At 71.5% G+C, this 24,651-nt stretch carries 28 protein-coding genes; 7 read left to right on the plus strand and 21 right to left on the minus strand.

Going from position 1 to position 24,651, the window contains the following annotated elements; translation table 11 throughout:
• Positions 1-40 precede the first annotated feature (40 nt).
• Together ACFY1E_RS19365 and ACFY1E_RS19370 are read right to left on the minus strand one after the other, a co-directional pair.
• On the minus strand, positions 41-1,660 hold the full coding sequence (locus ACFY1E_RS19365) for an ABC-F family ATP-binding cassette domain-containing protein (RefSeq protein WP_389077339.1): 1,620 nt from the start codon (positions 1,658-1,660) through the stop codon (positions 41-43).
• Positions 1,661-1,702: 42 nt separating this feature from the next.
• Positions 1,703-2,359, minus strand: coding sequence for a histidine phosphatase family protein (locus ACFY1E_RS19370; protein ID WP_389077341.1), 657 nt, complete (start codon positions 2,357-2,359; stop codon positions 1,703-1,705).
• Between the two features lie 70 nt (positions 2,360-2,429).
• On the opposite strand from ACFY1E_RS19370, the gene ACFY1E_RS19375 reads away from it, so the two are divergent.
• The 3 genes from ACFY1E_RS19375 (at position 2,430) to ACFY1E_RS19385 (ending at position 5,057) form a co-directional block, all read left to right on the plus strand.
• On the plus strand, positions 2,430-3,923 hold the full coding sequence (locus tag ACFY1E_RS19375) for a bifunctional phosphatase PAP2/diacylglycerol kinase family protein (protein WP_389077344.1): 1,494 nt from the start codon (positions 2,430-2,432) through the stop codon (positions 3,921-3,923).
• Between the two features lie 99 nt (positions 3,924-4,022).
• A complete protein-coding gene (locus ACFY1E_RS19380; RefSeq protein ID WP_389077346.1) occupies positions 4,023-4,844 on the plus strand; it encodes a class I SAM-dependent methyltransferase in 822 nt (273 codons plus the stop codon).
• Positions 4,845-4,886: 42 nt separating this feature from the next.
• Positions 4,887-5,057: a hypothetical protein gene (locus ACFY1E_RS19385; protein ID WP_030936854.1), complete on the plus strand. Its 171-nt coding sequence runs from the start codon at positions 4,887-4,889 to the stop codon at positions 5,055-5,057.
• 12 nt (positions 5,058-5,069) lie between these two features.
• Here the strand turns inward: ACFY1E_RS19385 and ACFY1E_RS19390 are convergent, their stop codons facing one another.
• From ACFY1E_RS19390 to ACFY1E_RS19450, 13 genes are read right to left on the minus strand one after another with little or no spacing between them, the layout of a single operon-like run.
• Positions 5,070-5,354: a gas vesicle protein K gene (locus tag ACFY1E_RS19390; protein WP_389077349.1), complete on the minus strand. Its 285-nt coding sequence runs from the start codon at positions 5,352-5,354 to the stop codon at positions 5,070-5,072.
• Positions 5,351-5,539: a gas vesicle protein gene (locus tag ACFY1E_RS19395; RefSeq protein WP_030936857.1), complete on the minus strand. Its 189-nt coding sequence runs from the start codon at positions 5,537-5,539 to the stop codon at positions 5,351-5,353. The genes ACFY1E_RS19390 and ACFY1E_RS19395 overlap by 4 nt, the downstream gene beginning before the upstream one ends.
• On the minus strand, positions 5,536-6,303 hold the full coding sequence (locus ACFY1E_RS19400; protein WP_389077351.1) for a GvpL/GvpF family gas vesicle protein: 768 nt from the start codon (positions 6,301-6,303) through the stop codon (positions 5,536-5,538). Before ACFY1E_RS19400 ends, ACFY1E_RS19395 begins: the two co-directional genes overlap by 4 nt.
• A complete protein-coding gene (locus ACFY1E_RS19405) occupies positions 6,300-6,650 on the minus strand; it encodes a gas vesicle protein (protein WP_389077353.1) in 351 nt (116 codons plus the stop codon). The genes ACFY1E_RS19400 and ACFY1E_RS19405 overlap by 4 nt, the downstream gene beginning before the upstream one ends.
• Positions 6,647-7,762, minus strand: coding sequence for an SRPBCC family protein (locus ACFY1E_RS19410; RefSeq protein WP_389077355.1), 1,116 nt, complete (start codon positions 7,760-7,762; stop codon positions 6,647-6,649). Before ACFY1E_RS19410 ends, ACFY1E_RS19405 begins: the two co-directional genes overlap by 4 nt.
• Entirely contained in the window at positions 7,759-8,496 is a 738-nt protein-coding gene (locus ACFY1E_RS19415) for a DNA primase (protein WP_389077357.1), read from the minus strand. The genes ACFY1E_RS19410 and ACFY1E_RS19415 overlap by 4 nt, the downstream gene beginning before the upstream one ends.
• On the minus strand, positions 8,493-8,756 hold the full coding sequence (locus tag ACFY1E_RS19420) for a gas vesicle protein GvpG (protein ID WP_389077359.1): 264 nt from the start codon (positions 8,754-8,756) through the stop codon (positions 8,493-8,495). The genes ACFY1E_RS19415 and ACFY1E_RS19420 overlap by 4 nt, the downstream gene beginning before the upstream one ends.
• 4 nt (positions 8,757-8,760) lie before the next feature.
• Positions 8,761-9,531 carry a GvpL/GvpF family gas vesicle protein gene (locus ACFY1E_RS19425; protein WP_389077361.1) on the minus strand — a complete coding sequence of 257 codons (771 nt, stop codon included), beginning with the start codon at positions 9,529-9,531 and terminating at the stop codon, positions 8,761-8,763.
• A complete protein-coding gene (locus ACFY1E_RS19430) occupies positions 9,528-9,962 on the minus strand; it encodes a gas vesicle structural protein GvpA (RefSeq protein WP_115910171.1) in 435 nt (144 codons plus the stop codon). Before ACFY1E_RS19430 ends, ACFY1E_RS19425 begins: the two co-directional genes overlap by 4 nt.
• A gap of 44 nt (positions 9,963-10,006) precedes the next feature.
• Positions 10,007-10,351 (minus strand): gas vesicle protein, encoded by a 345-nt coding sequence (locus tag ACFY1E_RS19435; protein WP_389077363.1) that lies wholly within the window; start codon positions 10,349-10,351, stop codon positions 10,007-10,009.
• 45 nt (positions 10,352-10,396) lie between these two features.
• Complete coding sequence (gene ligD, locus ACFY1E_RS19440; protein WP_389077365.1) at positions 10,397-11,335, minus strand: non-homologous end-joining DNA ligase; 939 nt, start codon at positions 11,333-11,335, stop codon at positions 10,397-10,399.
• Positions 11,332-13,188 carry a transketolase gene (locus ACFY1E_RS19445; RefSeq protein ID WP_389077367.1) on the minus strand — a complete coding sequence of 619 codons (1,857 nt, stop codon included), beginning with the start codon at positions 13,186-13,188 and terminating at the stop codon, positions 11,332-11,334. Before ACFY1E_RS19445 ends, ligD begins: the two co-directional genes overlap by 4 nt.
• A complete protein-coding gene (locus tag ACFY1E_RS19450) occupies positions 13,185-14,762 on the minus strand; it encodes an FAD-dependent oxidoreductase (protein WP_389077369.1) in 1,578 nt (525 codons plus the stop codon). Before ACFY1E_RS19450 ends, ACFY1E_RS19445 begins: the two co-directional genes overlap by 4 nt.
• A 150-nt stretch (positions 14,763-14,912) precedes the next feature.
• On the opposite strand from ACFY1E_RS19450, the gene ACFY1E_RS19455 reads away from it, so the two are divergent.
• Together ACFY1E_RS19455 and ACFY1E_RS19460 are read left to right on the plus strand one after the other, a co-directional pair.
• Positions 14,913-15,872 carry an LLM class F420-dependent oxidoreductase gene (locus ACFY1E_RS19455; protein WP_389077372.1) on the plus strand — a complete coding sequence of 320 codons (960 nt, stop codon included), beginning with the start codon at positions 14,913-14,915 and terminating at the stop codon, positions 15,870-15,872.
• A 10-nt stretch (positions 15,873-15,882) separates the two neighbouring features.
• Positions 15,883-16,974: an enolase C-terminal domain-like protein gene (locus tag ACFY1E_RS19460; RefSeq protein WP_389077374.1), complete on the plus strand. Its 1,092-nt coding sequence runs from the start codon at positions 15,883-15,885 to the stop codon at positions 16,972-16,974.
• A gap of 146 nt (positions 16,975-17,120) precedes the next feature.
• Here the strand turns inward: ACFY1E_RS19460 and ACFY1E_RS19465 are convergent, their stop codons facing one another.
• Together ACFY1E_RS19465 and ACFY1E_RS19470 are read right to left on the minus strand one after the other, a co-directional pair.
• On the minus strand, positions 17,121-18,161 hold the full coding sequence (locus ACFY1E_RS19465) for an SDR family oxidoreductase (RefSeq protein ID WP_389077377.1): 1,041 nt from the start codon (positions 18,159-18,161) through the stop codon (positions 17,121-17,123).
• A 3-nt stretch (positions 18,162-18,164) separates the two neighbouring features.
• On the minus strand, positions 18,165-18,707 hold the full coding sequence (locus ACFY1E_RS19470; protein WP_389077379.1) for a phage holin family protein: 543 nt from the start codon (positions 18,705-18,707) through the stop codon (positions 18,165-18,167).
• A gap of 147 nt (positions 18,708-18,854) precedes the next feature.
• On the opposite strand from ACFY1E_RS19470, the gene ACFY1E_RS19475 reads away from it, so the two are divergent.
• Positions 18,855-19,403: a hemerythrin domain-containing protein gene (locus ACFY1E_RS19475; RefSeq protein ID WP_389077382.1), complete on the plus strand. Its 549-nt coding sequence runs from the start codon at positions 18,855-18,857 to the stop codon at positions 19,401-19,403.
• Positions 19,404-19,493: 90 nt separating this feature from the next.
• The gene (locus tag ACFY1E_RS19480) at positions 19,494-19,841 is read left to right on the plus strand and encodes a VOC family protein (RefSeq protein ID WP_389077384.1); all 348 of its coding nucleotides are present in this window, start codon (positions 19,494-19,496) and stop codon (positions 19,839-19,841) included.
• A gap of 4 nt (positions 19,842-19,845) precedes the next feature.
• Here ACFY1E_RS19480 and ACFY1E_RS19485 read toward each other — a convergent pair whose 3' ends face one another.
• The 4 genes from ACFY1E_RS19485 to ACFY1E_RS19500 form a co-directional block, all read right to left on the minus strand.
• A complete protein-coding gene (locus ACFY1E_RS19485) occupies positions 19,846-21,774 on the minus strand; it encodes a DUF5107 domain-containing protein (RefSeq protein ID WP_389077387.1) in 1,929 nt (642 codons plus the stop codon).
• A 168-nt stretch (positions 21,775-21,942) separates the two neighbouring features.
• Positions 21,943-22,512, minus strand: a complete 570-nt coding sequence (locus ACFY1E_RS19490) for a GNAT family N-acetyltransferase (RefSeq protein ID WP_389077389.1) — start codon at positions 22,510-22,512, stop codon at positions 21,943-21,945.
• 19 nt (positions 22,513-22,531) lie between these two features.
• Complete coding sequence (locus tag ACFY1E_RS19495) at positions 22,532-22,777, minus strand: DUF1049 domain-containing protein (protein WP_389077391.1); 246 nt, start codon at positions 22,775-22,777, stop codon at positions 22,532-22,534.
• 59 nt (positions 22,778-22,836) lie between these two features.
• Positions 22,837-24,600 carry a CocE/NonD family hydrolase gene (locus ACFY1E_RS19500; protein ID WP_389077394.1) on the minus strand — a complete coding sequence of 588 codons (1,764 nt, stop codon included), beginning with the start codon at positions 24,598-24,600 and terminating at the stop codon, positions 22,837-22,839.
• Positions 24,601-24,651: the final 51 nt, after the last annotated feature.

The following is a 24,651-nucleotide window of genomic DNA, read 5'->3' on the forward strand; positions in this document are numbered from 1 at the left end:
AACGGGCCTCGTCCTCGAACGCCGGACGGGCCGGCTGTGCCTACCGAACCCGCTCCACACGCCGCTCGTCCCACACCGGCTCGGCGGTCTCGCGGACGCGTCCGTCGCTGCCGAAGACGAGATACCGGTCGAAGGAGCGGGCGAACCAGCGGTCGTGCGTGACCGCGAGCACCGTGCCGTCGAAGGCCTCCAGCCCTTCCTGGAGCGCCTCGGCGGACTCCAGGTCGAGGTTGTCGGTCGGCTCGTCCAGCAGCAGAGCCGTCACGCCCTCCAGCTCGAGCAGCAGGATCTGGAACCGGGCCTGCTGCCCCCCGGACAGGCGGTCGAACGTCTGCTCGGCCTGGTTCGTGAGCTCGTAGCGGCGCAGCCGGGACATCGCCGCGCCCCGGTCCTGGGAGTGCTCCTGCCACAGGATGTCCAGCAGCTTGCGGCCCTGGAGCTCGGGATGGGCGTGCGTCTGCGCGAAGTGCCCGGGCACGACCCGCGCCCCGAGCTTCCACTCCCCCGTGTGCGCCACCTCGTCCCCGGCCAGCAGCCGCAGGAAGTGCGACTTGCCGGAACCGTTGGAGCCGAGGACGGCGACCCGCTCGCCGTAGAAGACCTCCAGGTCGAACGGCTTCATCAGACCCGTCAGCTCAAGTCCCTTGCAGGTGACGGCCCTCACGCCGGTGCGGCCGCCCTTGAGGCGCATCGTGATGTCCTGCTCACGCGGCGGCTCCGGGGGCGGGCCCGCCTCCTCGAACTTGCGCAGCCGGGTCTGCGCCGCCTGGTAGCGGGACGCCAGCTCATGGCTGATGGAGGCAGCCTGACGGAGGCTCAGCACCAGCTTCTTCAGCTGGGCGTGCTTCTCGTCCCAGCGGCGGCGCAGCTCCTCGAAACGGGCGAAGCGTTCGCGCCGGGCGTCGTGGTAGGTGGCGAAGCCGCCGCCGTGCACCCAGGCGTCGGCGCCCGCGGGTGAGGGCTCCACCGACACGATCTTCTCCGCGGCGCGGGCGAGGAGTTCACGGTCGTGGGAGACGAAGAGGACGGTCTTGCGGGTCTCCTTCAGCCGCTCCTCGAGCCAGCGCTTGCCGGGCACGTCGAGGTAGTTGTCGGGCTCGTCGAGCAGCAGCACCTCGTCGTTGCCGCGCAGCAGCGCCTCCAGCACGAGCCGCTTCTGCTCACCGCCGGACAGCGTGCGCACCTGCCGGAACTGCGCCTTCTCGTACGGCACCCCGAGCGCGGCCGTGGTGCACATGTCCCACAGCGTCTCCGCCTCGTACCCGCGCGCCTCCGCCCAGTCCGCAAGGGCCTGGGCGTACTGCAGCTGGGCCGCCTCGTCGTCCACGGTCATGATGCCGTGCTCGGCCTTGTCGACGGCCTGCGCGGCCTCGCGGATCCGGGGCGGCGCCACGGACACCAGCAGGTCCCGTACGGTCGTCTCGTCCCGTACGGACCCCACGAACTGCCGCATCACGCCGAGGCCGCCGCTGACGGTGACGCTCCCGCCGTGCGGTTTCAGCTCGCCGGAGATCAGCCGCAGCAGGGTCGTCTTGCCGGCGCCGTTCGGTCCGACGAGGGCGACGACGGCCCCTTCGCCCACCCGGAAGGACACATCGCCGAGCAGCGCCCTCCCGTCGGGGAGGTAGTACTCGAGGTGCGCGGCTTCCAGATGTCCCATGAGGAGGCATTCTGCGGGCCGGGCCGGGCGTCCGGCAAACGCTTATGCGGTTTCGTCCAGGGGACGGCCCGCGGGTCCGCCCTCGCCGGCCGGGGCCACCACGGCGCCCGCCCAGGACAGGGCCTTCCAGCCGTCGGCGGGCGAGCCCTCCAGGATCACCACGCCGGTGTTGTCGAGGGGGCGGGCGGCGGCGAAGGGGACATCGACGTTGTCGGCACGGGCCGCGGTCCACATGCGGATCGCCGCGCCGTGGCTGACCATGGCGACCGTCGCGGCGCCGCTGCGTGCGGCCTCGGCGACGACGGCGTCGTAGCGGGCGAGCGCCTCGTCGCCGCTCTCGCCGCCGGGCATCCGCAGCTCGGTGTCCCCGGCCGCCCACGCGAACACGGTCTTCATGTAGAGGGCGCCCTGTTCGGTGTCGCCGGGCAGCATCTCCAGGTCGCCCGCGGTGAGCTCGCGGATGCCGTCGCGGACCAGGACGTCGAGGCCGCGGGCGGCGGCCAGCGGGGCGGCGGTGAGCTGCGTACGCACTAGCGTGGAGGCGTACAGGGCCTCGATTTTTTCGTCGGCGAGCGCCTCGGGGAGGGCGGCGGCCTGCTGCTCGCCGAGTGCGGTCAGGCCGGGGCCCGGGACGGCGGTGTCGAGCAGGAATTCGACGTTCGAGGGGGTCTGACCGTGGCGTATGAGGAGCAGACGCATACAGGGCCCTCCGGGTGTCGATCACCGCCCGTGGGACAAAGAACGGGCACTTCAGGGTACCCGGCACTCCATGAGCCCCGACGTCGACCTCACCGTCCCGAAGCCCGGCCCGCACCCGCTGCGCAGCCGGCTGCTCGCCCTCGACTGCCGTCTCTTCGAGTTCGCCGCCGAGCGGAACTGGCCGGCCGCCGAACGTGTGCTGCCCCGGCTGAGCCGGAGCGCGAACCACGGTGTGCTGTGGTTCGCGGTGGCCGCCGCCATGGCGGCGAGCCGTACCCCGCGGGCCCGCCGGGCCGCCGCGCGCGGTCTCGCCTCGCTCAGCCTGGCCTCCCTGACCATCAACACGCTCGGCAAGCGCTCGGTGCGCCGTCCCCGGCCGGTGCTGGATCCGGTGCCGTTGGTGCGGCAGCTGAAGCGCCAGCCGATCACGACCTCGTTCCCCTCCGGGCACTCCGCGTCGGCGGCCGCGTTCGCGACCGGTGTCGCACTGGAGTCGCCAGCCTGGGGTGCGGCGGTGGCCCCGGTCGCCTGGTCCGTGGCGCTCTCCCGTGTGTACACGGGGGTGCACTTCCCGAGCGACGTGCTCGCGGGAGCCGTCCTGGGCGCGGGCGCCGCCTACGCCGTACGGGGTCTGGTGCCGACCCGCGCCCAGCTCGTCCCGCCGGCCCGGCCCCGCGCCGAGGTCCCGGCGCTGCCGGACGGCGAGGGCCTGGTGGTGGTGGCCAACAACGGCTCCGGCACCGCCGACCGGGTGCGCGCCCTGCGGGACAGCCTGCCGGCCGCCGAGGTCGTCGAGTGCCGGCCGGGCGACCTGCGGGCCGAGTTGGAGAAGGCCGCGACCCGCGCCCGGGTCCTCGGCGTGTGCGGCGGCGACGGCACGGTCAACGCGGCCGCCGAGGTCGCCCTGCGCCACGACCTGCCCCTCGCCGTGCTGCCCGGCGGCACCCTGAACCACTTCGCCTACGACCTGGGGGTCGAGGACGTCCGCGATCTGAGCCGGGCCGTCCAGCAGGGCGAGGCGGTGCGCGTGGACGTCGGCCGGTTCGTCTGCGGCGAGCAGCAGGGCGTCTTCCTCAACACCTGCAGCCTGGGCGTCTACCCGGAGCTGGTGCGGGTGCGGGACCGCTGGTCGGGCCGGATCGGCGGCTGGCCGGCCGGGGTGCTCGCGGCCCTGCGCGTCCTGCGCACGGGCCGGCATCCGCTGGAGGCCGAGTTCGGGGGTCAGGTGCGCCCGCTGTGGCTGCTGTTCGTCGGCAACGGCACCTACCACCGGATGGGCCTGGCGCCCGGCCGCCGGCTGGACCTCGCGGACGGTCAGCTCGACGTGCGGGTGGTGCACGGCGGCCGCCGGCCCGCGCTGCGACTGCTCGCGGCCGCCCTGGCCGGCCCGCTGACCCGCTCCCCCGTCCACGCGGCGGTCCAGGTGGGCCGTCTGCACCTGGAGGGCGTCGCCCCCGGCACGCTCCTCGCCCATGACGGCGAGGTCACCGAGGCGGAAGGCGAAGTGACGCTGGAGAAGCTTCCCGAGGCGCTCACCGTGTACCGCCCCCTCGCCTCGAACTGACGCTCCATCAGTCCACATTGCAAAACGCGAGTCTCATCATTCGACATGCGGGCGTACGGTGATGCGTACCGACAAGCCGTCGAACAGGGGAGTTCCGCCATGTCGAAGCCGCAGGAGACCGCCGTCTACACGCACGGCCACCACGAGTCGGTGCTGCGCTCCCACACCTGGCGGACCGCCGCCAACTCCGCGGCCTATCTGCTCGGTTCACTGAAGCCCCACATGAAGATCCTGGACATCGGCTGCGGCCCGGGGACCATCACCGCCGACCTGGCGGCGCTGGTCCCCGACGGGCACGTCACCGGCGTCGACCATGCGCCGGGGATCCTGGAGCAGGCCCGGGCCACGGCCGCCGAACGGGGCCTGACGAACGTCGACTTCGCGGTCGCGGACGTGCACGCCCTGGACCACCCCGACGACACGTTCTGCGTGGTCCACGCGCACCAGGTGCTGCAGCACGTCGGCGACCCGGTGCAGGCGCTGCGCGAGATGGTGCGGGTGACCAGACCGGGCGGGTTCATCGCCGTCCGCGACTCGGACTACGCGGCCATGGCCTGGTATCCCGCGTCCCGGGGGATGGACGACTGGCTGGACCTGTACCGCCGGGTGGCCCGCGCCAACGGCGGCGAGCCGGACGCCGGGCGGCGGCTGAAGTCCTGGGCGCTGCGGGCCGGACTGACCGACATCACGGCGACCTCCGGCACCTGGACCTTCTCCACGGCCGAGGAGCGGGCGTGGTGGAGCGGGCTGTGGGCCGACCGGACCCTGGCGTCGGCGTACGCGGAACGGGCCACGGAGGGCGGGCACGCGACGGCGGAGCAACTGACGGCCGTCTCGGACGCCTGGCGGGAATGGGGGCGCCGGGACGACGGCTGGTTCTGCGTACTTCACGGAGAGATTCTGTGCCGAAAGAGTGCCTGAATCCCTGTTTTCGGGATACCCGAAGAACAGGAGGTTCAAATTATGGTTGCCGTCTTGCTCGTATTGCTCCTGGCGCTGATTCTCTTCGGCGCAGGATTCGCACTGAAGGCACTGTGGTGGATTGCGCTGGCGGTTCTCGTGGTGTGGCTGCTGGGATTCCTGGTACGCGGCACGACAGCGGCCGGACACCGGGGCCGCTGGTACCGGTGGTGAGTTAATCGGGGGTCATTCCCTGGGAAGCAGAGGTCCGAGCGGCCCGAGGTCCAGATTCAGGTCCTCGGGCCGCAGTCCGTAGCGCTCACGCAGCTCGGTCATACGGTCGTCGAGCAGCATGAGCGTGAGCCCGATCCGCTCCTCCTGGTCCTCGCTGAGGTCCCCGGTGTCGAAGCGGCGCAGCGCCTGCCGTTCCATGAGCTGGCGCAGCAGCTCGACCACGGTCAGCACGAGTTTGACGAGGTCACGCTCGACGGTGTCGGGCTCCAGGTCCAGCCGGTTGCGGTGCTGCGTCATGTGAGCTCCCCCCAGGGTGACGGAACCTGCTCGTTGACCGAGCTGATCAGCGCGTTCAGGTCGATGCGCACCAGGTCGACGTCCGCGATGCGCAGGGTGATGTCCCCGGTGATGACGACCCCGCCGGCGAGCAGCCGGTCCAGCAGGTCCACCAGGGCGATCTCACGACGTTCGACAACCGTCACGACTCTTCCCCCGCAAAGGAATAGGCGGCCCACGGGCCGGTGAGTTCGACTCGTATCGCCGGGCTGCTCAGTTTTGTTTCGTCCTTGCTGCGGTCCACCAGTTCCACGAATTCCTCGGAATCACGGCGGGACACCAGATAGGCCGCGTTGAGGATATTCCGACCGGAGGCTCCGGACAGCGCGGGATTCTGCGGAGCATGCAATCGGGAGTCATCGGCGTACGCGGAAAGCGCCGCGTGCAGGTGCTCGGCGAACTCCTCCGTCTGCTTCCGCATGTCCTCACTCGCGCGGACGCTCATGCGCCGCTGACGCAGATAATCCCGGCCCGAGGCCGCCTTCTGCGCGGCTGCCCCGGATTCCTCCGGCTGGGGTTCGGCGTACACCTTCACGCCCCATTCCACCCGCCCCTCCAGCCGGTCGAGGGTGCGCCGGAAGTCGTCCTCGCGTGACTCGATCATCACGCGGACACCGCTGTCGTCCCGGAAGACGGTCCCGAGCCGCAGCGGCAGCGGGGTGGTGACGACGGTGAGCGCGTCGATCACGCTCTGATGGGCCCGCGCCGTCTCCGTCAGCCAGTCCAGGTCCTCCAGATGCCTGCGGAGCGGCTCCTCCGCGAAGTCCCGCTCCGGCACATGACTGACCACGGCGATCAGGCCGTGGTGGGTGAGCACTCTGGGCGGGTCACCCGCCACGCCTTTCAGCTGGGACTGCAACGGGGCGCTGAAGGGACGGCAGACGGCGTAGACGTACCGCAGTCCGGTCATGGGGCCTCCTTCTCCTCGCGCACTGCACGGCCCTCTTCGAGCCGGCCGTTCTCCAGTTGGGCGAGGCGCTCGCGCAACTCGGCGTTCTCCCGCGCGAGTTCCTTGCGACGGGCACCGGAGGACAACGCGGGGTCGTCCTCCCACCAGTCGATGCCCATCTCCTTCGCCTTGTCGACCGAGGCCACGATCAGACGGAGTTTGATGGTGAGGAGTTCGATGTCGAGCAGGTTGATGCGGATGTCACCGGCGATCACGATGCCCTTGTCGAGCACGCGCTCGAGGATGTCGGCGAGGTTCGCGCCGCCGCTGGATCCGTAGGGCTCGGGCATCCGGCCGGCCATGGTCATCGACGGCTCCCACCGTGGGCCGGCTCGTACTCGGGTTCCTGCTCTTCCTCGTACTCGTCCTCGCCCTCGTACTCGTCCTCGGGCTCGCCTTCGTACTCGTCCTCGGGCTCTTCTTCTCCCTCTTCCTCTTCCTCCTCGTCGAACTCCTCTTCCTCCCCTCGGGGTTCATCGTCTTCCTCGTACTCGCCGTTCTCCTCCTCGGCGCCGTTCTCCTCCTCGGCACCTTTCTCCTCCTCGGCGACGGCGTCCTCGTGGCTGCGGACGACCTCACCGTCGCTGATCTCGCCGCGCCAGCCGTCCTCGGCCTCGCCCTTGAGGGTGATGAACCGGACGAAGTTCTTGAGGTCGAGCCGGGCCCTGCGGCCCTGGGCGCGCCAGAGGTTGCCGGTCTTCTCGAACAGGCCCGTGGGGTAGTACTCGATGACCAGCAGGACGCGGGTGAGGTTGTCGTCGAGCCGGTGGAAGGAGACGACGCCCTTGGTGGTGCCCTTGGCGCCCTCCGAGGTCCAGGAGATCTTCTCGTCCGGCACCTGCTCGGTGGTCTTCGCCTTCCAGCTGCGGTTGGACCAGAAGATCTTCAGCTGCCAGTCGGACTGGGTGTCGTCGGCGCGGTTCGCGCTCTTGACGCCCTTGGCGAAGGTGCTGAAGTCCTGGTACTGGGTCCACTGGTCGTAGGCCGTGCGCCGGTCCACGCCCACGTCGACGGACTCGATGATCACCGTCGGCTTCTTGCCGGCACCGCCCTTGCGCTTGCCCTTGCCGCCGCCGAGGTTCTTGAAGGCCTCGACCACATTGTCCTTGGCCCGGCCCGCTCCGGTCTCCAGCGCGGCGCGCAGGGGGCCCTTGCCCTCGGCGAGCTTGCGGCCGCCGTCGAGCGCGAGCTTGGCGAAGCCGGGGCTGTTCCCCTCGGCGATGTCGTTCAGCTTGACGGTGGTCTCGCCGAGCTTGCGGCCGAAGCCGGTCAGCAGCCGGGTGGCCTGTGCGGCCAGGTACTCCTGCAGTTCGGCCTTGAGCCGGTCGGCGGCCTCGCTGTGGGCCACGTCGGTCAGTGGGCCGGTCGCGTCCTTCGCACCGCGCGCGGCGGAGGTCGCGGAGCCGAGTGTCTCGGTCATCGCTCACCGCCTCCCTTCGGCCGGCGGGCCCGGCTGTCGCCGGATCCGCCCCTTGCGGAGGCCGTCTTGCGGGCGGCCGTCCTCTTGGCGGCGGACTTCTTCGCCGTCGCCTGCTTCGACGCGGCCTTCTTGGCCGGCGCCTTCTTCGCCGGAGACCTCTTCGCGGCCGTCTTCTTGGCCGGGGCCTTCTTGGCGGCCTTCTTCGCGGTCTTGCGCGCCCGACCGCCTACGGCCTCCTCGGATCCAGGCTCCTCCTCGTCCTCCGGTTCGTCGACGTCCCGCTCCTCGTCCGCCGGCTCCTCGTCGTCGTACTCGTCCCGCGAGTCCTCCCCCTCAGCCTCTGCGGACTCCTCGTTCTCGTCCTCCTGAGCCTCGTCCTCCTCCTCGTCGTCGACGAGGCCCTTCGCCCGGTCCGTCGCGCCCGAGAGCTGGTCGCGGACCTGGGCGGTACGTCCGTGGAGGCGGTCGGCGAGGGCGTCGATCTGCCGCTCCACCATGGCGCCCGAGGCCGCCTTGCCGACACCGCGCAGGTCCTCGCGCAGCTGGTCCCCGATCTCCTTGAGCTGCGGATTGTTCTGCAGCTGCTGGGACACCAGATCCGCGAGCGCCCGCGGGCTCAGATGCATCCGCTTGCCGGCCACCAGGCTGCCGACGGCGAAGGCCATTTTCATCTTCTTCGTACGTCCGAGGACGTATCCGGCCCCTACCGCGAGGCCGAGTCCCACTCGATTCATCGTGCCGTCCCCTTGCCCGTGGCCGCGCCGCCGCGCAGACCGATGTCCAGCCGGTCCAGAAGTTCGTCCTCCTGTCGGTCGAACTCCTCCTCGTCGATCTCGCCCGCCTCCAGCTGCTCCTCGAGCCGGGCGAGTTCCGCCCTGACCGTGGCGGGGTCGTAGTAGATCCGTTCCGCCTCGTGCAGCACCTGTCCGATCACCCACGCACTGCCGCGTACCGGGGCGAAGGGCAACAGGACCAGCTCCTTGATCAGTCCCACGGCCTCACTCCTGAGCGCTGCCCGGGCCGGCGGAGCTGCCCGCGTGCTCTGCGGGGCCGGGCTCGACGAAGCTGTACGGCGGCAGCGGGCCGTTGACGCGCAGCTCGATGTGCGGATGGCTCTTGCGGACCTGCTCCACCTCCGCCAGGAACGACTCGGCGGAGTCACGCTCCACGAGGTACGAGACGTTGAGCAGCCAGCCGGTGGACTCGGGGCCCGCGCTGACGGCTGCGGCGGCCGGTTCCAGGGCCCTCTGCAGCTCGGCCGCGTCCTCGGCCTCCCGGGCCTTGACCGCGGCGGCGACCATCTCGCCGAGCCGCAGCCGCTCTTCGTAGCTGCCGCCGCCCGCCTGCCGGTTGGCCTCGGCCATGGCGCGGAGCTCCGCGTTCTCGGACATCACGCGGTGCAGAACGGCCTCTTCCTGGTGGGTGGCCTTGACGTTGTACTCGACCTTGCCCTCCAGGGCGCGCAGCCGCTCCTTGTAGTGCTCGGCACGTTCGGCGAGCACACCGGTGACCGTGTCGTCGTCCGGGGCCACACTGCCGAACCGCATGGGCAGCACCGGGCCGGCCGCGCCCGCCTCGGCGAGCACGCTCTGGTGGGCGAGCAGGTCCTTGCGCTTGGGCCGCAGCCCCTCGGGGGCGTCGCTCACGACGGCCGCCAGATCGCCCTCCTCGAGGACGCGCACCGGGCGGGGCGGGTCGCCGACGCCGGTCAGGCCCTCGGGGAGCGCGGGATGCGAACTCGCGGTGATGCCGTAGACGTAGGTGCTCACTCCTGTTCCTCCTTCCTGCGCGAGGACGTGGCCTTGCGGGCGCGCGGCCGGGACTCGGTCTCCCGCTCGCGGCCCTCACCACGTGCCTGCTGGAAGGCGTCGGAGATGGTCTCCGCCGCTCCGGAGAGCGCGCCCTTGGACTTGCCGCGCGCGCCGGACTCGGTGATCTCGCCGACGAGGTCGGGGAGACCGGGGTCCTTGCGCGGTCCTGCCTCCAGGTCGAGGCGGTTGCACGCCTCGGCGAAGCGCAGATAGGTGTCGACGCTCGCCACGACGACACGTACGTCGATCTTGAGGATCTCGATGCCGACCAGGGAGACCCGTACGAACGCGTCGATCACGAGCCCCCTGTCGAGGACGAGCTCCAGAACGTCATAAAGGCCACTGGAGCCGCCTCCGCCGCCGCTCTGCTGTGCCGGGACAACGGTCATACCTGCCGCGCCTCCTTTGTCTGGGTAAGTTCCGGGAAGGCGGCCTAGCGGCCGCCGGACCTGTGTGCGTCGGCCCGCCCGCGTTCGTAACGGCGGACGCGCCGGTAGCCGGTGAGCTGTCCCTCGGGGTCCAGATCGACCTGATAGCTCGCCATCAGGCTCATCGTGTCCGGCACGCGGGCCAGTTCGAGGACCTCGACCTCCAGGGACCAGCCGTCCTCCGTCTGTTCGAAGGACGAGACGGTCTCGGCAGACATGCCGGTCAGTTCCGCGAGCTGCGTGCGCGCCTCGCGCAGCACCTCCATGGGGTTCGGCCGCTTGTCCGCCGTACTCTCTTTGTCGGTATTCCGTGGATTCTGCGAATCTCTGGTGTCTTTTGTGTCAGCCATGGCCACCTCTGCGACCGGGTGGCCGCAATAGCGCTGGCCAAACCTTCAGGAGGTACGCAACGCGTCGAGCCTGCGCCGCGCCGGTCCCAGGGCGCGGCCGCGGCTCATGATCCCGGCCCAGGGATCGGTGCGGGCCTGCTCGACGGCGTCGGCGATGGTCCAGCGGCGGGCGGTCAGGTCCGGGTCGTCCAGCTGGTCCCAGGTGATGGGCGTGGCCACGGGGGCGCCGGGGCGGGCGCGGACAGTGAGGGGCGCGACCGCGGTCTGCGCGTAGGCGTTGCGGCCCACGTCGAGGTAGAGGCGGTCGCCGCGCTCCTTCTTGCGGGCGGCGGTGGTGAGCCGGTCGGGGTGGGCCCCGGCGAGGGTGTCGGCGACGTCACGGGCGAACTCGCGGACCTCGTCGAAGTCGTGCCGGCCGTTCAGCGGCACGACGACGTGCAGTCCGCGCGAGCCGGTGGTCATCAGTGCCGAAGGGAGCTCCAGCTCGTCGAGGAGTTCCCCGAGCAGCACGGCCGCCTCGCGCACCGTCGCGAAGTCGTCACCGGCCGGGTCCAGGTCGAAGACCATCCGGTCGGGCCGGTCGAGGTGACCGACCCGGGACAGCCAGCGGTGCAGGGTGAGGCTGGCCTGGTCGGCGAGGTAGAGGAGGGTGGCGGAGTCGTCACACACGGTGTGGCAGACGGTGCCGCCCTCCTTGGGCACCTCGATGCGGCTGATCCACCCCGGATAGTTGTCGGGGGTGTTCTTCTGCATGAAGCGCGGGCCGTCCAGGCCGTCCGGATGCCGTTCCAGCATCAGCGGGCGGCCGCGCAGATGGGGCAGCATGAGCGGGGCGGCGGACCGGTAGTAGTCGACGAGATCGCCCTTGGTGTACTCCTTCACACGGCCGTCACCGTCGCCGTCGCCCGGGAACAGCACCTTGTCGGCCCGGTGGACCTCCACGGTGCGCCGCCCGGCGCGCACGGTGCGTACGTCGTCGCTCACCGCACGACCGCCTCCTCCACCAGCAGTTTCGCGGCCGCCGCGATCGACTCGGCGTCGATGCCCGCGGCGTGCAGCTGCTGGTCCGGGGCGGCCGAGCCCGGCATCGTACGGACGGCCAGGCGCACCAGCCGCGGTACCGGCCGCCCGTCGAGGAACGCGTCCAGGACGGCGTCGCCGAGGCCGCCCTCCTCGTGGTGGTCCTCCACGGTGACCAGGCAGCCGGTGTCCTCGGCGGCGCGGCGCAGGGTGGGCCGGTCGACGGGCTTGACCGAGTAGAGGTCGATGACACGGGCCTGGATGCCGTCCCGGTCCAGCGCGTCTGCGGCGGCCAGCGCCTCGGCCACGGTGACGCCGGCCGCGACGAGGGTCAGCCGGTCGTGCGGGGAGGAGCGCAGCACCTTGCTGCCGCCGATGGGGAACTCCTCGTCGGGGCCGTAGATCACCTGGCTCGCCCCGCGCGAGGTGCGCAGATACCGGATGCCCTCGCAGCCGGCCATCGCGGCGACGAGCTGCGCGGTCTGGTTGGCGTCGCACGGGTACAGCACGGTCGAGCCGTGCACCGCCCGCATCATCGCCAGGTCCTCCAGGCCCATCTGGGACGGACCGTCCTGGCCGATGGCGACGCCGGCGTGCGAGCCGACGAGGTTGATGCCGGCGCCGCTGACGGACGCCATGCGGATGAAGTCGTACGCACGGGTCAGGAAGGCCGCGAAGGTGCCGGCGTACGGCACCCAGCCACGGGACGCGAGTCCCACCGCGGCGGCGACCATCTGCTGTTCGGCGATGTAGCACTCGAAGTACCGGTCGGGGTGTTCCTTGGCGAAGAGTTCGGTCCGGGTGGAGTCGCCGACCTCGCCGTCGAGGGCCACGATGTCGCTGCGGCCGGTGCCGAGGGCGGTGAGCGCCTGCCCGTAGGCGTCGCGGGTGGCGACGCCCTCCTCGGGGGTCCCCTTCTCCCAGCGGGGCAGTTCGAGGTGCCCGGCGCGCACGGCGTGCAGCATGCGGGTGGCCGTCGGCTCGTGGACGTGCACCCTCAGGTCGCGGGGGCCGCCGAGTTCGGCGATCGCCTCGTCGGCGTCCTTGAGCGGCTTGCCGTGCAGTCCCTCGCGGTCCTGGGCGGCGCTGACGCCCTTGCCCTTGAGGGTGCGGGCGAGGATCACGGTCGGCTGCCCGGTGGTCGAGAGCGCCTCGCCGTACGCGCGGTCGACGGCATCGACGTCGTGCCCGTCCACCTCGATGGTGTGCCAGCCGAACGCCTGGAAGCGGCGGGCGTAGGCGTCGAGGTCGTGCCCGTGCCGGGTCGGGCCCCGCTGGCCCAGCCGGTTCACGTCGACGATCGCGGTGAGGTTGTCCAGATGCTCGTACGCCGCGTGCTCGGCGGCCTCCCAGATCGACCCTTCGGCCAGCTCGCTGTCCCCGCACAGCACCCACACCCGGTACCCGCCCCGGTCCAGCCGCTTGCCGGCCAGCGCGATGCCGACGCCGACGGGCAGCCCCTGGCCGAGCGAGCCGGTGGCCGTCTCGACCCAGGGGAGCCTGCGTGGCGTCGGATGCCCCTCTAGGCGGCTGCCCAGCTTGCGGAAGGTGAGCAGCTCGCCGTCCTCGATGGCGCCGGCCGCCTTGTAGGCGGCGTAGAGAAGCGGCGAGGCGTGCCCCTTGGAGAGCACGAAACGGTCGTTGCCGGGGTGCGCGGGCCGGTCGAAGTCGTAGCGGAAGTGGTGCGCGAACAGTACGGCCATCAGCTCCGCGGCGGACATCGAGGACGTCGGATGCCCGGACCCCGCGGCGTCGGCTGCACGCACACTGTCCACCCTCAACTGCTGGGCGAGTTCGACGAGTTCGTCGTTATTCATGAGTCTCCTTCCGCGGGGGTGTCGTTACGTCGCTTCACAGGACCAGGAGCTTCGGCCGACCCCCCGCCGGGCTGCTCCGCAGGCGACTCGGAGCCCACCTGGCCCTTGGCAGGCTCACCGCCGGGCTGGTTCTTGGCGGGCTCGCCGCCCGGCTGGTTCTTGGCGGGCTCGGTGGTCTGCTCCGCGGGTGGCGCGCTCTGACCGGTCGTGTCGGGCTCTGTGGCCGCCCCCGGTCCCGAGGTGGTCGAGGCCGGTTCCCGGGGTTCCGGGCGGCCCGGTACGCGGGCCAGTTCCGGCGAGGACGTGTCCAGGGGGACCGACCAGGAGCGGACCAGTCCCAACTGGACTGCCTGGCGTGGGAGTACGGCGTCCAGGAGCCAGTCCGCGGCCACGCGGACGCGGTTGCCGGGCATTGCGGCGAGGTGGTAGCCGCGGGTGACGGCGCCCGCCAGCGGGCCGGGCAGGTGGAGGCCCAGCGGGTTGGCGGCGGCCTTCGTGCCGCCCAGGTCGACGACGAAGCCCAGGTCGCGATGGCGGTAGGCGTGCCGTTCACCGACGCCGAGCGACGCGGCGACGTTCTGCGCCGCGACCTTGCCGTGCCGCCAGGCGTGCTGCGCGGTCATCGGCGTGTACGACCCCGGGTTGTTGAGGTCCGGCACCGCGGCCGCGTCGCCGCACGCGAACACCTCGGGCCGGCCCGGCACTTGGAGATGCGGATCGACGAGGAGCCGGCCGCGTTCCAGCGGCTGCCCGGTGGACTCGACGAGCGGATCGGGCCGTACGCCGACGCACCACACCAGCGTGCGGGTGTCGACGAACTCGCCGTCGGTCAGCAGGACCCCGCCCGGGGTGGCCTCCTTCACGGAGGTCCCCATGCGGACGTCGACCCCTCGCTGCCGCAGTACCCGGTCGGCGGTCCGCGAGAGCCGTTCGTCCATCTCGGGCAGGACGCGCGGCGCGATGTCGAGCAGCATCCAGCGAGGGCGTATCCCCTGCCGGAGCGGATGCTTGCGCACCTGTGCGTCGGTGTACATCTGCCCGTGCGCGGCGACCTCCGTGCCGGTGTATCCGGCGCCCACCACCACGAAGGTGCACCGCGCGGCGCAGCTCTTCGGGTCGTCCGCGGCGGCGGCGAGTTCCACCTGCCGGGTGACGTGATCGCGCAGGTACAGCGCCTCGGGCAGCCCCCGGAAGCCGTGTGCGTACTCGGCCACGCCCGGGATCGGCAGCAGCTTGTTGACGCTGCCGACCGCGAGCACCAGCCGGTCGTACTCCAGCGTGCCGCCCCCGCCCTCGGGGTCGGTGTAGTGCACGCGCTGCCCGTCGAGATCGACGGAGTCGGCCTCGCCGAGCACCAGCCGGACGTGCGGCAGGGTGCCGGAGAGGGACACGGACACCCGGCGGGGTTCCAGGATTCCCGCGGCGACCTGGGGCAGCAGGGGCAGGTACAGGAAGTAGTCGGTCGGGTTCAGCAGGGTGACGTCGGCCTTGTGCCGCATCAGCCGGGACAGGACATGGGCCGTCCGGTATCCGGCGAATCCGGCACCGACGATCACGATGCGGGGTCGACTCACGTTCGCCTCCGGCGCTGTCGCGTACGTCGTGCGGAGCCTTCCGCGTCCCCCTGGTCAAGGCCCCCAAACGTCCACCGGTTTCCGCCGCGGGCGCCGGGTACCCGGAGCGGACCGGCCCCGTCGTCCAGTGCCTCCCGGAGGTGTCCCCCCATGCCCGAGTACGGCTACTTCCTCTCGTGCGAGGAGTTCGGTCCCGCGGAACTCGTCGAACAGGCGAGGATGGCGGAACAGGCCGGATTCCGGTCGCTGTGGATCTCGGACCACTACCACCCGTGGAACGACGCGCAGGGCCAGAGCCCGTTCGTGTGGTCCGTGATCGGCGCACTCTCGGAGGCGGTGTCGCTGCCGGTCGAGACGGCGGTCACCTGCCCCACCGTGCGCATCCACCCGGCGGTGGTCGCCCAGGCCGCGGCGACCTCGGCTGTGATGCTGAACGGCCGCTTCCGGCTCGGGGTGGGCACCGGTGAGGCACTGAACGAGCACATCCTCGGGCACGTCTGGCCGCCCGCGAGCGTCCGCATGGAGATGCTGGAGGAAGCCATCCAGATCATGCGCCGTCTGTTCACCGGCGAGGAGGTCAGCCACCACGGCACCCACTACACGGTGGAGAACGCCCGCCTCTACACGGTCCCCGACGAGCCCGTCCCGATCGACATCTCCGGCTTCGGCCCGGCCGCGACGCAGCTCGCGGGACGGGTCGGCGACGGCTACATCACGATGATGCCGGACGCCTCGATGGTCGAGCAGTTCCGCAAGGGCGGTGGCGGCGGGAAGCCGGTGATCGGCGGTACCAAGCTCTGCTACGGCACCGACCGCGAGGAGGCCGTGCGCACCGTGCACCAGCGGTGGTTCAACCAGTTCCTGCCGGGCGAGATGGGCCAGATCCTGCCCTCGCCGAGCCATTTCGAGCAGCTGGCGCCGCTGGTCACCGAGGAGATGGTGCGCGAGAAGGCGGTGTGCGGGGACGACGTCGACGAACATGTCTCGGCCCTGCAGGCCTTCGCCGACGCGGGCTTCGACCGGGTCTACGTCAACCAGATCGGGCCCGACCAGCGCGGGTTCTTCGACTTCTACCGTACGAAGGTGCTGCCGCAGCTGCAGCAGTCCTGAGGAAGCCGCGATGAAACTCCACCGCCCCGTCGTCTCCGTGTACACCGTGCCGACCGACGCCCCCGAGGCCGACGGCACGCTGGCCTGGGACTCCACGACCATGGTGATCGCCGAGGTGACGACGGGCGACGAGACCGGCACGGGCTGGACCTACGGCCCTCCGGCGGTCGGCGATTTCATACGGGACCAGCTCGCCCCGCTGGTCGAGGGCCGCTCCGCCCTCGACATCCCGTCCCTGCACGACGCGATGTGCCGCTCGGTCCGCAACGCGGGCCGCCCCGGGATCGCCGCGGGCGCGATCTCCGCGGTGGACATCGCGCTGTGGGACCTCAAGGCCCGCCTCCTCGAACTCCCGCTGGCCCGGCTGCTCGGCGTGTGCCGCGAGCGGGTCCCGGTGTACGGCAGCGGCGGCTTCACGACGTACCACGACACGCATCTGGCCGCTCAGCTGAACGGCTGGGTGCACGGGCAGCACATCCCGCGCGTGAAGATCAAGATCGGGGAGGGCTGGGGCCGGGCGATCCCCCGGGACCTGGCCCGTGTCCACGCGGCACGCCAAGTCATCGGCCCCGAGGCCGAGTTGTACGTCGACGCGAACGGCGCCTACACCCGCAAACAGGCCGTCCGCGTCGGCCGCGCCCTGGCCGAGCACGGCGTCGGCTGGTTCGAGGAGCCGGTCTCCTCGGACGACCTGACGGGCCTGCGCCTGGTCCGTGATGCCCTGGTGTGCGATGTGACGGCCGGCGAGTACGGCTACGACCTCCCCTACTTCGCCCGCATGATCGCGGCCGGCTCGGTCGACTGTCTGCAGATCGACGCGACGCGCTGCGGCGGCATCACGGAGTTCCTGCGCGCTGCCGCGCTCGCCCAGGCCCACGGCCTCGAGGTCTCCACCCACTGCGCCCCGCACGCCCACGCCGCGGCGGCCGCCTCGCTCCCCAACCTCCGCCACATGGAGTGGTTCCACGACCACGTACGCATCGAGGACATGTTCTTCGACGGCGCGCTGGACCCGACGGGCGGCACGGTGCGCCCGACGTCCGGCCCCGGCCACGGGCTGACCCTGCGGGCCGACGAGGTCGAGGAGTACCGGGCCGGCTGACTGTCCTGACGGCGGACGAGCCGGGTCAGCTTCCGTCCGGCCAGGGCGCGGCGACCGCCTCGCTCCCCAACCTCCGGCCCCTGCCCGACGTCCGGCCCCGGCCACGGACTGACCCTGCGGGCCGACGAGGTCGGCCTGCTGATGCCCTAACGGCGGGCGAGCCGGGTCAGTTTGCGGGCGGCCACCATGCCGGCGCCGACGGTGAGCGCCGTCCCCATCCGGCCGCGGTTCCGGGAGATCCACTCCTGCGCACTGTCCGGCCTGGACTCCTCGTCGAACCGTCCGTGCGCCCCGAAGTCCTGCCCGTGCGCTCCGTCCGCCGGGGTCCACAGGTTGCCGAGTTCGGCGTGCTCGCCCTCGTCCTGCTGGGCGTCGAAGCCGGTGCGGGCGAGATAGCGGTCGAGCACTCCGGGAACCACCGCGTTGGCGATCAGGGTGGCCACCGTGGAACTCCCGACCCAGTACTCACGCCGCCGCCCGTGCGAGGCCGCGTGCACGATCGCGCGGGCCGCGACCTCCGGCTGGAACACCGGCGCCACCGGCCGGGCCCGCCCCGGCATCCGGCTCAACACCCAGTCGAACTGCGGTGTGTTGACGGCGGGCAGCTGCACCATCGTCGTACGGACCCCGCTTCCGCTGTGCAGCAGCTCGCAGCGCAACGACTCGTTGAACCCCTGGATCGCGTGCTTGGCCCCGCAGTACGCCGACTGCAGCGGAATGCCGCGGTAGGCGAGCGCCGAGCCGACCTGCACGATCGTGCCCCGGTCGCGCGGCAGCATGTGGTGCAGCGCGGCCCGGGTGCCGAACACACAGCCCAGGTACGTCACTTCGGTCACCCGGCGGAACTCGTCCGGGGTGATCTCGGTGAACGGCGCGAACACCCCGGCGAAGGCGTTGTTGACCCACACGTCGATGTGCCCGAACGTGTCGACGACCTGCTGGGCGGCGTCGTCGACCGCCTTGGGGTCGGCCATGTCGACGGTGACCACGAGCGCCTCGCCCCCGGCGCGCTGTACTTCGTCGGCCGCCGCGGCGAGGCCCTCACGTCCGCGGGCCAGCAGCGCGACCCGGTCGCCCCGGGCCGCGAAGGCCAGGGCCGTGGCCCGGCCCACGCCGCCGCTGGCCCCGGTGACCACGACGGCCCTACGGCCCCCCGGCACGGGCACGCCCCACCGCTTGCGGACCATGAGTCACCCCCGGTGGTGCGGCTGCTCGGGGTCGATGTCGTCCTGGCTCGGCGCCGGCGTGCCCGAACCGCCCGGTTCGCCCGCGACGGGTGCGCCCGCGGCCCCGCCCATACCGCCCGGTGCGACCGGCGGCATCGGCGGATACGGCGCCCCGAGTCCACTCGGCGGCGCGGCGGGCGCCCGGACGCCCACGACGGGGTCGCCCTGGCTCGCGGCGGCCGGCTCCGCCTCCCGCTCCGGCGTGACCCGGGACGCGGAGGGGCGGGCCGCGCCACGCAGGACGTAGGCGACGACGCCGAGGATCACCGCGGTGATCAGTGCGGCGGCCCAGTCGGGCAGGCCGATCGCGAGGGCCAGTCCGATGGTGAGCGCGAGGGCCGCGCCCGCGTACAGGGCGACGGCTCCGGACACGGCGTACAGCATCGCCCTACGCCGCTGCTTGCGAGTCTGTTCGCGCAGTTCGTCGCGCACGGTCTCGCGCGCCACCTGCGCCAGCTCGTCGACCAGGTGCCTGTCCAGATGCTCCAGATGATCCAAGCCTTCCATGGCCGCCGAGTACCCGTACGGACGTACGGATAACGCGGTCCGTCACGGCCGGAAAGCGGTGCGTCAGCCCATGGACGCCGGGTACCCGGCCCGCTCGCACGACCGCACGACCAAAACCCTCACAGACCCCTTTACAGGAGTTGCAGGATGACCGAGCGCACCGATGTGGTGGAGCTGCTCAAGGAGCAGCACACCCGGATCCGAGAACTGTTCGACGAGGTGGCGAACACCAAGGGTGCGGACCGCAAGCGGCACTTCCACGACCTCGTCCGGCTCCTCGCGGTGCACGAGACCGCAGAGGAAGAGGTCGTCCATCCCTTCGCCCGCAAGCACATCGACGGCGGCGAGCTGGTCGTCAAGGACCGGATCGAGGAGGAGGAGAAGGCCAAGGCGGCCCTGTCCCGGCTGGACGACATGGATCCGGACTCGCCCGAGTTCCTGGACCAGTTCGCGGCCCTGCGCCAGGACGTGCTCGCCCACGCCGACAACGAGGAGCGGTACGAGTTCGCCCACTTCAGCCGGGTCGCCGACCGCGACAGGCTGGAGACCCTGGCCCGCGCCGTGCAGGCGGCCGAGGCGCTGGCGCCCACGCGTCCGCACCCGGGCACCGACACCGCCCTGAAGAACGTGGCGGTGGGCCCGGTCGCGGCCGTCATCGACCGCACGCGTGACGTCGTACGCAAGGCGATGGGCTGATCCACGCCCCGGGGCGGCCGGGCCGAGGACGATCTCCCGAAACGATCGGAAGTGATCTCCTCGTCCGGCCGCCCCAACTAGGCTCTGCGCATGGACATTCTGGGAGCCACGCTGCGCATCTGCGTCGACGACCTGGAGACCGCGGTCCCCTTCTACGAACGGCTGGCGGGCGGCAGAGCCCAGCGCTTCGAACGCGGCGGCGTCCAGGTGGCCGCGGTCGGCTGCTTCCTGCTGATGAGCGGGCCCGAGGCCGAACTGGAGGTACTGCGCAGGATCTCCGCGACGATCGCCGTCAAGGACGTCGAGGAGACCCACCGGGTGCTCACCGAGCTCGGCGCACACATCGTCGCGGGCCCGGTGCCCACGCCTGGGGGCCGCAACCTGATCGCGATGCACCCGGACGGCATGGTGTACGAGTACGTGGACCGCAACGTATAGGTTCCTACGCCCCCGGCGGCCTCATACGGAAGTCGTAGTGGGCCGGGAGCGGTTCGTCGGTCAGTCTCGACCACAGGCGGCTGATCGCCTCCGCTCCCTCCCGCAGGTCGGCGACCTCGAAGCCCGCCCGGAAGACGTCCAGGGCCTCCTCCCGCCGCCCCTCCGCGAGCAGCAGCCCCGCCTCGATCAACCGGAACCGGCCGCGCTCCCGGGTGGCGGGGTGCAGCCGCTCCCAGACGCCTCGCGCCTGCGCGGTGCGGCGTACGGCGAGCAGGGCCTCGATCGCCTCGCGGCCCAGCGCGGCCGTGGCCGCCGTCCACCGCTCCCCGCCGTCGCGCCGCTCGTGACAGAGGTCGTCGAAGGCGTCGGCGTACCGGTCCGCGGCCCGTTCGTGGTTGCCGCTCTCCTGGTCGGCGACGGCGAGGCAGCGCAGCAACGGCCAGAGCGAGGGGGCGAGTTCGAGGGCCCGCTCCCAGCTGCGCACCGCCTGCGCCCGGTCACCGGCGTGCCACTGGGCGACGCCGAGGTGGTACTCGGTGAGCGGGGTCGCGGGCGCCGTCTCCAGCATGTCCCGCCAGTGCGGGGCGACCAGCGTCTCCCCCGGGGGTCGCACCCGGCGCGGCTCGGGGAAGGAACCGGTACGCAGCAGTTGCAGCCAGGGCTCCTGGGCCTCGCCCAGCGTGCTCTCGTCGAAGGGCGTGCCGGGCAGCTTCCAGTCGGCGCGCCGTACTTCGAGCGCGCCCCAGCCGGAGCCGACGGCGAGGACCTCACCGGGTTCCGTGTCGGCGTGCGGCTTCCAGGCGGCGTGGGCGGCGTCGAGGTCGGCGCGCGGGAGGGCGGCTTCAAGACGCGCCTCCACTTCGCCGGCGGTCTCCGGGGAGCTCAGCGGGCCGTAGGCCTCCAGCCACGACACCTCGCTCTCCGGTTCCAGCCTCACGTGCTCCAGTTGGGTGCGGGCGAGCCCGGCCTGGATCTCCGAGTAGCCGCCCGTGCCGGGTTCGGTGAGCCATTGCTGCCAGCGGCGCCCGCCGGGTCCCTTCCCCCAGACGAAGAGCTTGCGTCCCCGGAGCAGGTCGGTGGAGGTCTGCACCAGACCGTGCCCGTCCTCGTCGAGGGCGGCGATCCAGCGCCGGCGCCCATCGGGCACGTCGTAGAAGTAGTCCGCAGCATAAGGAAGTTGCTGCACCTCGGCACACGACGGTGCGGGCACCTTCCGCAGGCGCCGCTCGTAGCCGAACTGCCAGGCCTCCTCCGCGGGCGCCAGCACCCGGCGCTCCTCCGGTACGGCGATGTTGGACCACCAGTAGGCCGGCACGGGCCGCTCGTGCGGGTTGCGGATGCGCACGCCGAGGTACAGGAAGTCGGAGTCCTGCGGCAGCCACAGGTCGACCTGGAAGGGCAGGTCGCGCAGCCGCTCCCACTCCCACAGCCGGAGCATCTCCCCGCCGTCGGGGGCGGGGACGCGGGCGGCGTGCAGCGGGGAACAGGAGAGGGTGGTGTGGCCGGTGGCGCCGGTGTTCCATTCGATGCCGCCGGAGAACCAGGCGCCGTTGAGAGCGAAGTTGGCGGGCTGGAACACCGGGTTGCGGTAGAGGAGTTCACGGCCGGTCGCCTTGTGCAGGAGGGAGGCGACACGGCCGCCGAGCCCGGGCAGCACGGTGGCGCGCAACCGGCCGTTCTCGATCACGAGGGCGTCGAACTCACGGGGTTCACGCGCCCGCCCGTAGCCGTCCCTGACCCGCACCGGCAGCAGACTGCGCAAGGGCCCGTAGCCGACCTGTCGGGCCATCTCCCGCGGCAGCTCGTCCCGGTCCCGGTCCTCGATGTGGTGAACCTCGTGCAGCAGCCGCAACGGGGGCAGCGGATTGTCCGGCCCCAACTCCGCGGCGGGCAACGTCAGTACCTCACGCCGGATGCTCGTCACGATCACCATGGAAGCCGCTCACGGGTGAATCGACCAGGGGACCTGCAGGTCAGGATTCCGCAAAGGGGGAACCAGCAGCGCCCCGCAGGGGCGCGAGGCTGTATCGATATGCGGCTCCGCCGCGTGAGCGCGACAAGCCACAACGACGCCGCAGACAACAGATAACCCATCGCGGCACTACCCAAGCGAAGCGCCCCGCATCTCGGCAGTGATCGCCCACCGCTCATGATCCCGCCAGTCCCCGTCAATAAAGATCATCTTCGGCGAGAACCCTTCGAGCCGAAAGCCACACGCACGCGCCAGCGCGATGGACGCCGCGTTCTGCGGCTGCGCGTTGATCTCCAGCCGGTGCAGCCGCATCGGCCCGAACGCGTACCCCACCACCAGGTCGAGACCCTCCCGCATCAGCCCGCGCCCGGCGGCGTGCGCAAAGGCGCCGTAGCCGAGCGCGCCGCACTGGAAGCCGCCCTCGACGATGTTGTTGATGTTGATGTACCCGGCGATGGCCCCGGCCCCCTGCGCACCGTCCTTCTCGCAGACGAGGAACCCGGCCTTGGTCGGGTCCTCGATCAGCCGGCCCGCGTACGCGGTGTAGGCGCTCGCGGTGTCCGGCGGGAACAGCCAGGGGTGGTGCAGGTCCTTGCTCTCGCGGGCCCGGGCCGTGAACTCGGCACCGTCCTCATAGGTGAAGTGACGTATCCCCACGCGGGGGCCTTCGGCGAGATAACGGGATGCGGTGTGCGGCATCTCGCCACCCTACGGCGGTCTACGGCTTCCGCCTCATGAAATACGCCCCGAAGAACGAGCCGATCGCCGCCGCGACGAGCAGGGCCGTCGACAGGGGCATCGTGACCTCGGGGATCAGGAGGCGGATCCTGGTGTGGCGGGTGTTCTGGAAGATGAAGATCAGGGCGAAGACGGCGAGCAGCAGGACGGTCACCCGGCCGGGCGTCACCACCCGGCCCCGTTCGCCGCCGTGCCTGGCACCCGGCTCGGAGGTCTTCGGGCTCATACCACCAGGATGCGCCCGAGGAACCCCTTACGCATGGTGAGGAGGGCCTGTGGGGCGCCTCACCCGCCGAGCACGGGCAGCTCCAGCACCCCGGTGTTCCCCGGCGCGCTCGCCACGGTCACCGCCTTGATCCCGCGGTTGCCGAAGTAGGCGTCGTCACTGGCCGCGATCACGAACTGCAGCCGGTGCCCCTTCTGGTACCGGTGCACGATGCCCGGCAGGCTCACGGTGAAGCTCTTGGTCACGTCCGGTACCCGCACCGGTGCGACCAGCCGGTGCACCAGCGTCTTGGTGCCGTCGGGCGCGATGTCGTACAGCTTGGCGAACAGGACGAGCCGGTCGGCGGCATTGCCGGAGTTCTGGGACTTCTCGGCCTGCGGGGAGTCGACCCTGAGCGTGGCTCGCGGCGCGCCGACCACATCGGTGGGACGGGCGAGCGGTTCGCCGGTCCAGGCGAGGTAGGTGCCCTCGGTGTCGAACGGCGCGGGGTCAGGCAGCCCGCCGAGCGCGGCCAGCGAGGTCTCCGAATGGCTCGTGGGGGTCAGCCGGTTGGCGTACGTACGGCTGCCGAGGGCCACCTTCTTGCTGTTGTCGACGAGTTTGCCGTCCCCGGAGAGATAGAGCTTCCGGCTGAGGGCGGGCAGGTGGTCGGCGGTGGCGTATGCGTCGGCGGGATCGGTGATCCAGTCGCGGTGGTAGGCGAAGGCGGGTCCGGTGTCGGTGCGCTGCCCCCGGAGGTAGTGGTCGAACCAGGACATGATCCGCCTGCCGACATAGCTGGTGTCCAAGTTGCCCTGGGTGAGATTGAGTTCACCGCCCACCATGCCGCCGCTGTGCCCCCAGGACTGCCAGATCATCGCGGCGGGTGTGCCCTGGGCCTTGAGCGTCTTGTACGTCGCCGTCGCCTCGTTGAGGTTGAAGAGGCTGTCGGCCTGCCCCTGGATCAGCAGGGTGGGCGCCTGGACCCGGTCCAGGTACGACGCCGGGGAGACGCTGCGGGCGTAGGCGAGCATCGCGGCGGTGGGGCCCGGGCGGTAGCTGCCGGAGTTCAGCGTGCGGATGGTGGCGCAGGCCCGGGTGACGAAGTGCAGACAGGTGAGGGAGTTGATCCGGGACGGGTCGAGGTTCGGCTGCGTCAGCGTCTGGCCCTCGCCGAGGAGGTAGAAGCCGTTGGTCCACTGCCATTTGAAGGCGCCGGGGACGGTGCCGCCGGCGTTGTTCGGGTCCAGCGCGTACGCGAGGTCGTTCCAGGTGATCAGGGGGATCAGCGCGTCCACGCGGTGGTCGACGGCGGCCGTCGCCAGCTGGATGGCCCCGCCGTACGAGCCGCCGATCATGCCGACCCGCGGGTCGCCCGCCCCGTCGAGGGTGACGAAGTCGGCCCTGGTGCCGTCGTCGGCGGCGTGCCTGCCGCCGAGGAAGTCGATCAGCCGGGAGGCGGCGGTGCCGTCGATGCCGGGGTCGTCGAGCGAGATGAGACAGCCGGAGCGGCCGAAGCCGAGCCCGGAGTAGATCAGGGACACATAGCCGCGCGAGGCGAGGGCCTTGCCGACGGCGTCGGTGGTGCCGTCGGACTTGCTGCCGCCGAAGCCGTTCGTGGCGACCACGGCCGGGGCCCGGTGGGAGCTGTCGACGCCCGCCGGGCGGTAGAGGTCGGCGTCGACCGCGCAGCGGCGGCCACCGGCCTGGACGGTGAACTTCAGTGCCGTGACGCTGTATTGGCCTGCGGCAGCCACGGGAGCCGTGAGTGCCTGGGGCGCGGCGAGCGCCGCGCCCAGGGCGAGAGCGAGCGGAGCCCGGGATCTGAACACGCGTCGGGACACTGAGACCTCCACACTCAGGACAGCCTGCTTACCGACCAGTAAGTAACCACC

This window comes from Streptomyces sp. NPDC001604, assembly GCF_042893475.1.
Classification (GTDB): domain Bacteria; phylum Actinomycetota; class Actinomycetes; order Streptomycetales; family Streptomycetaceae; genus Streptomyces.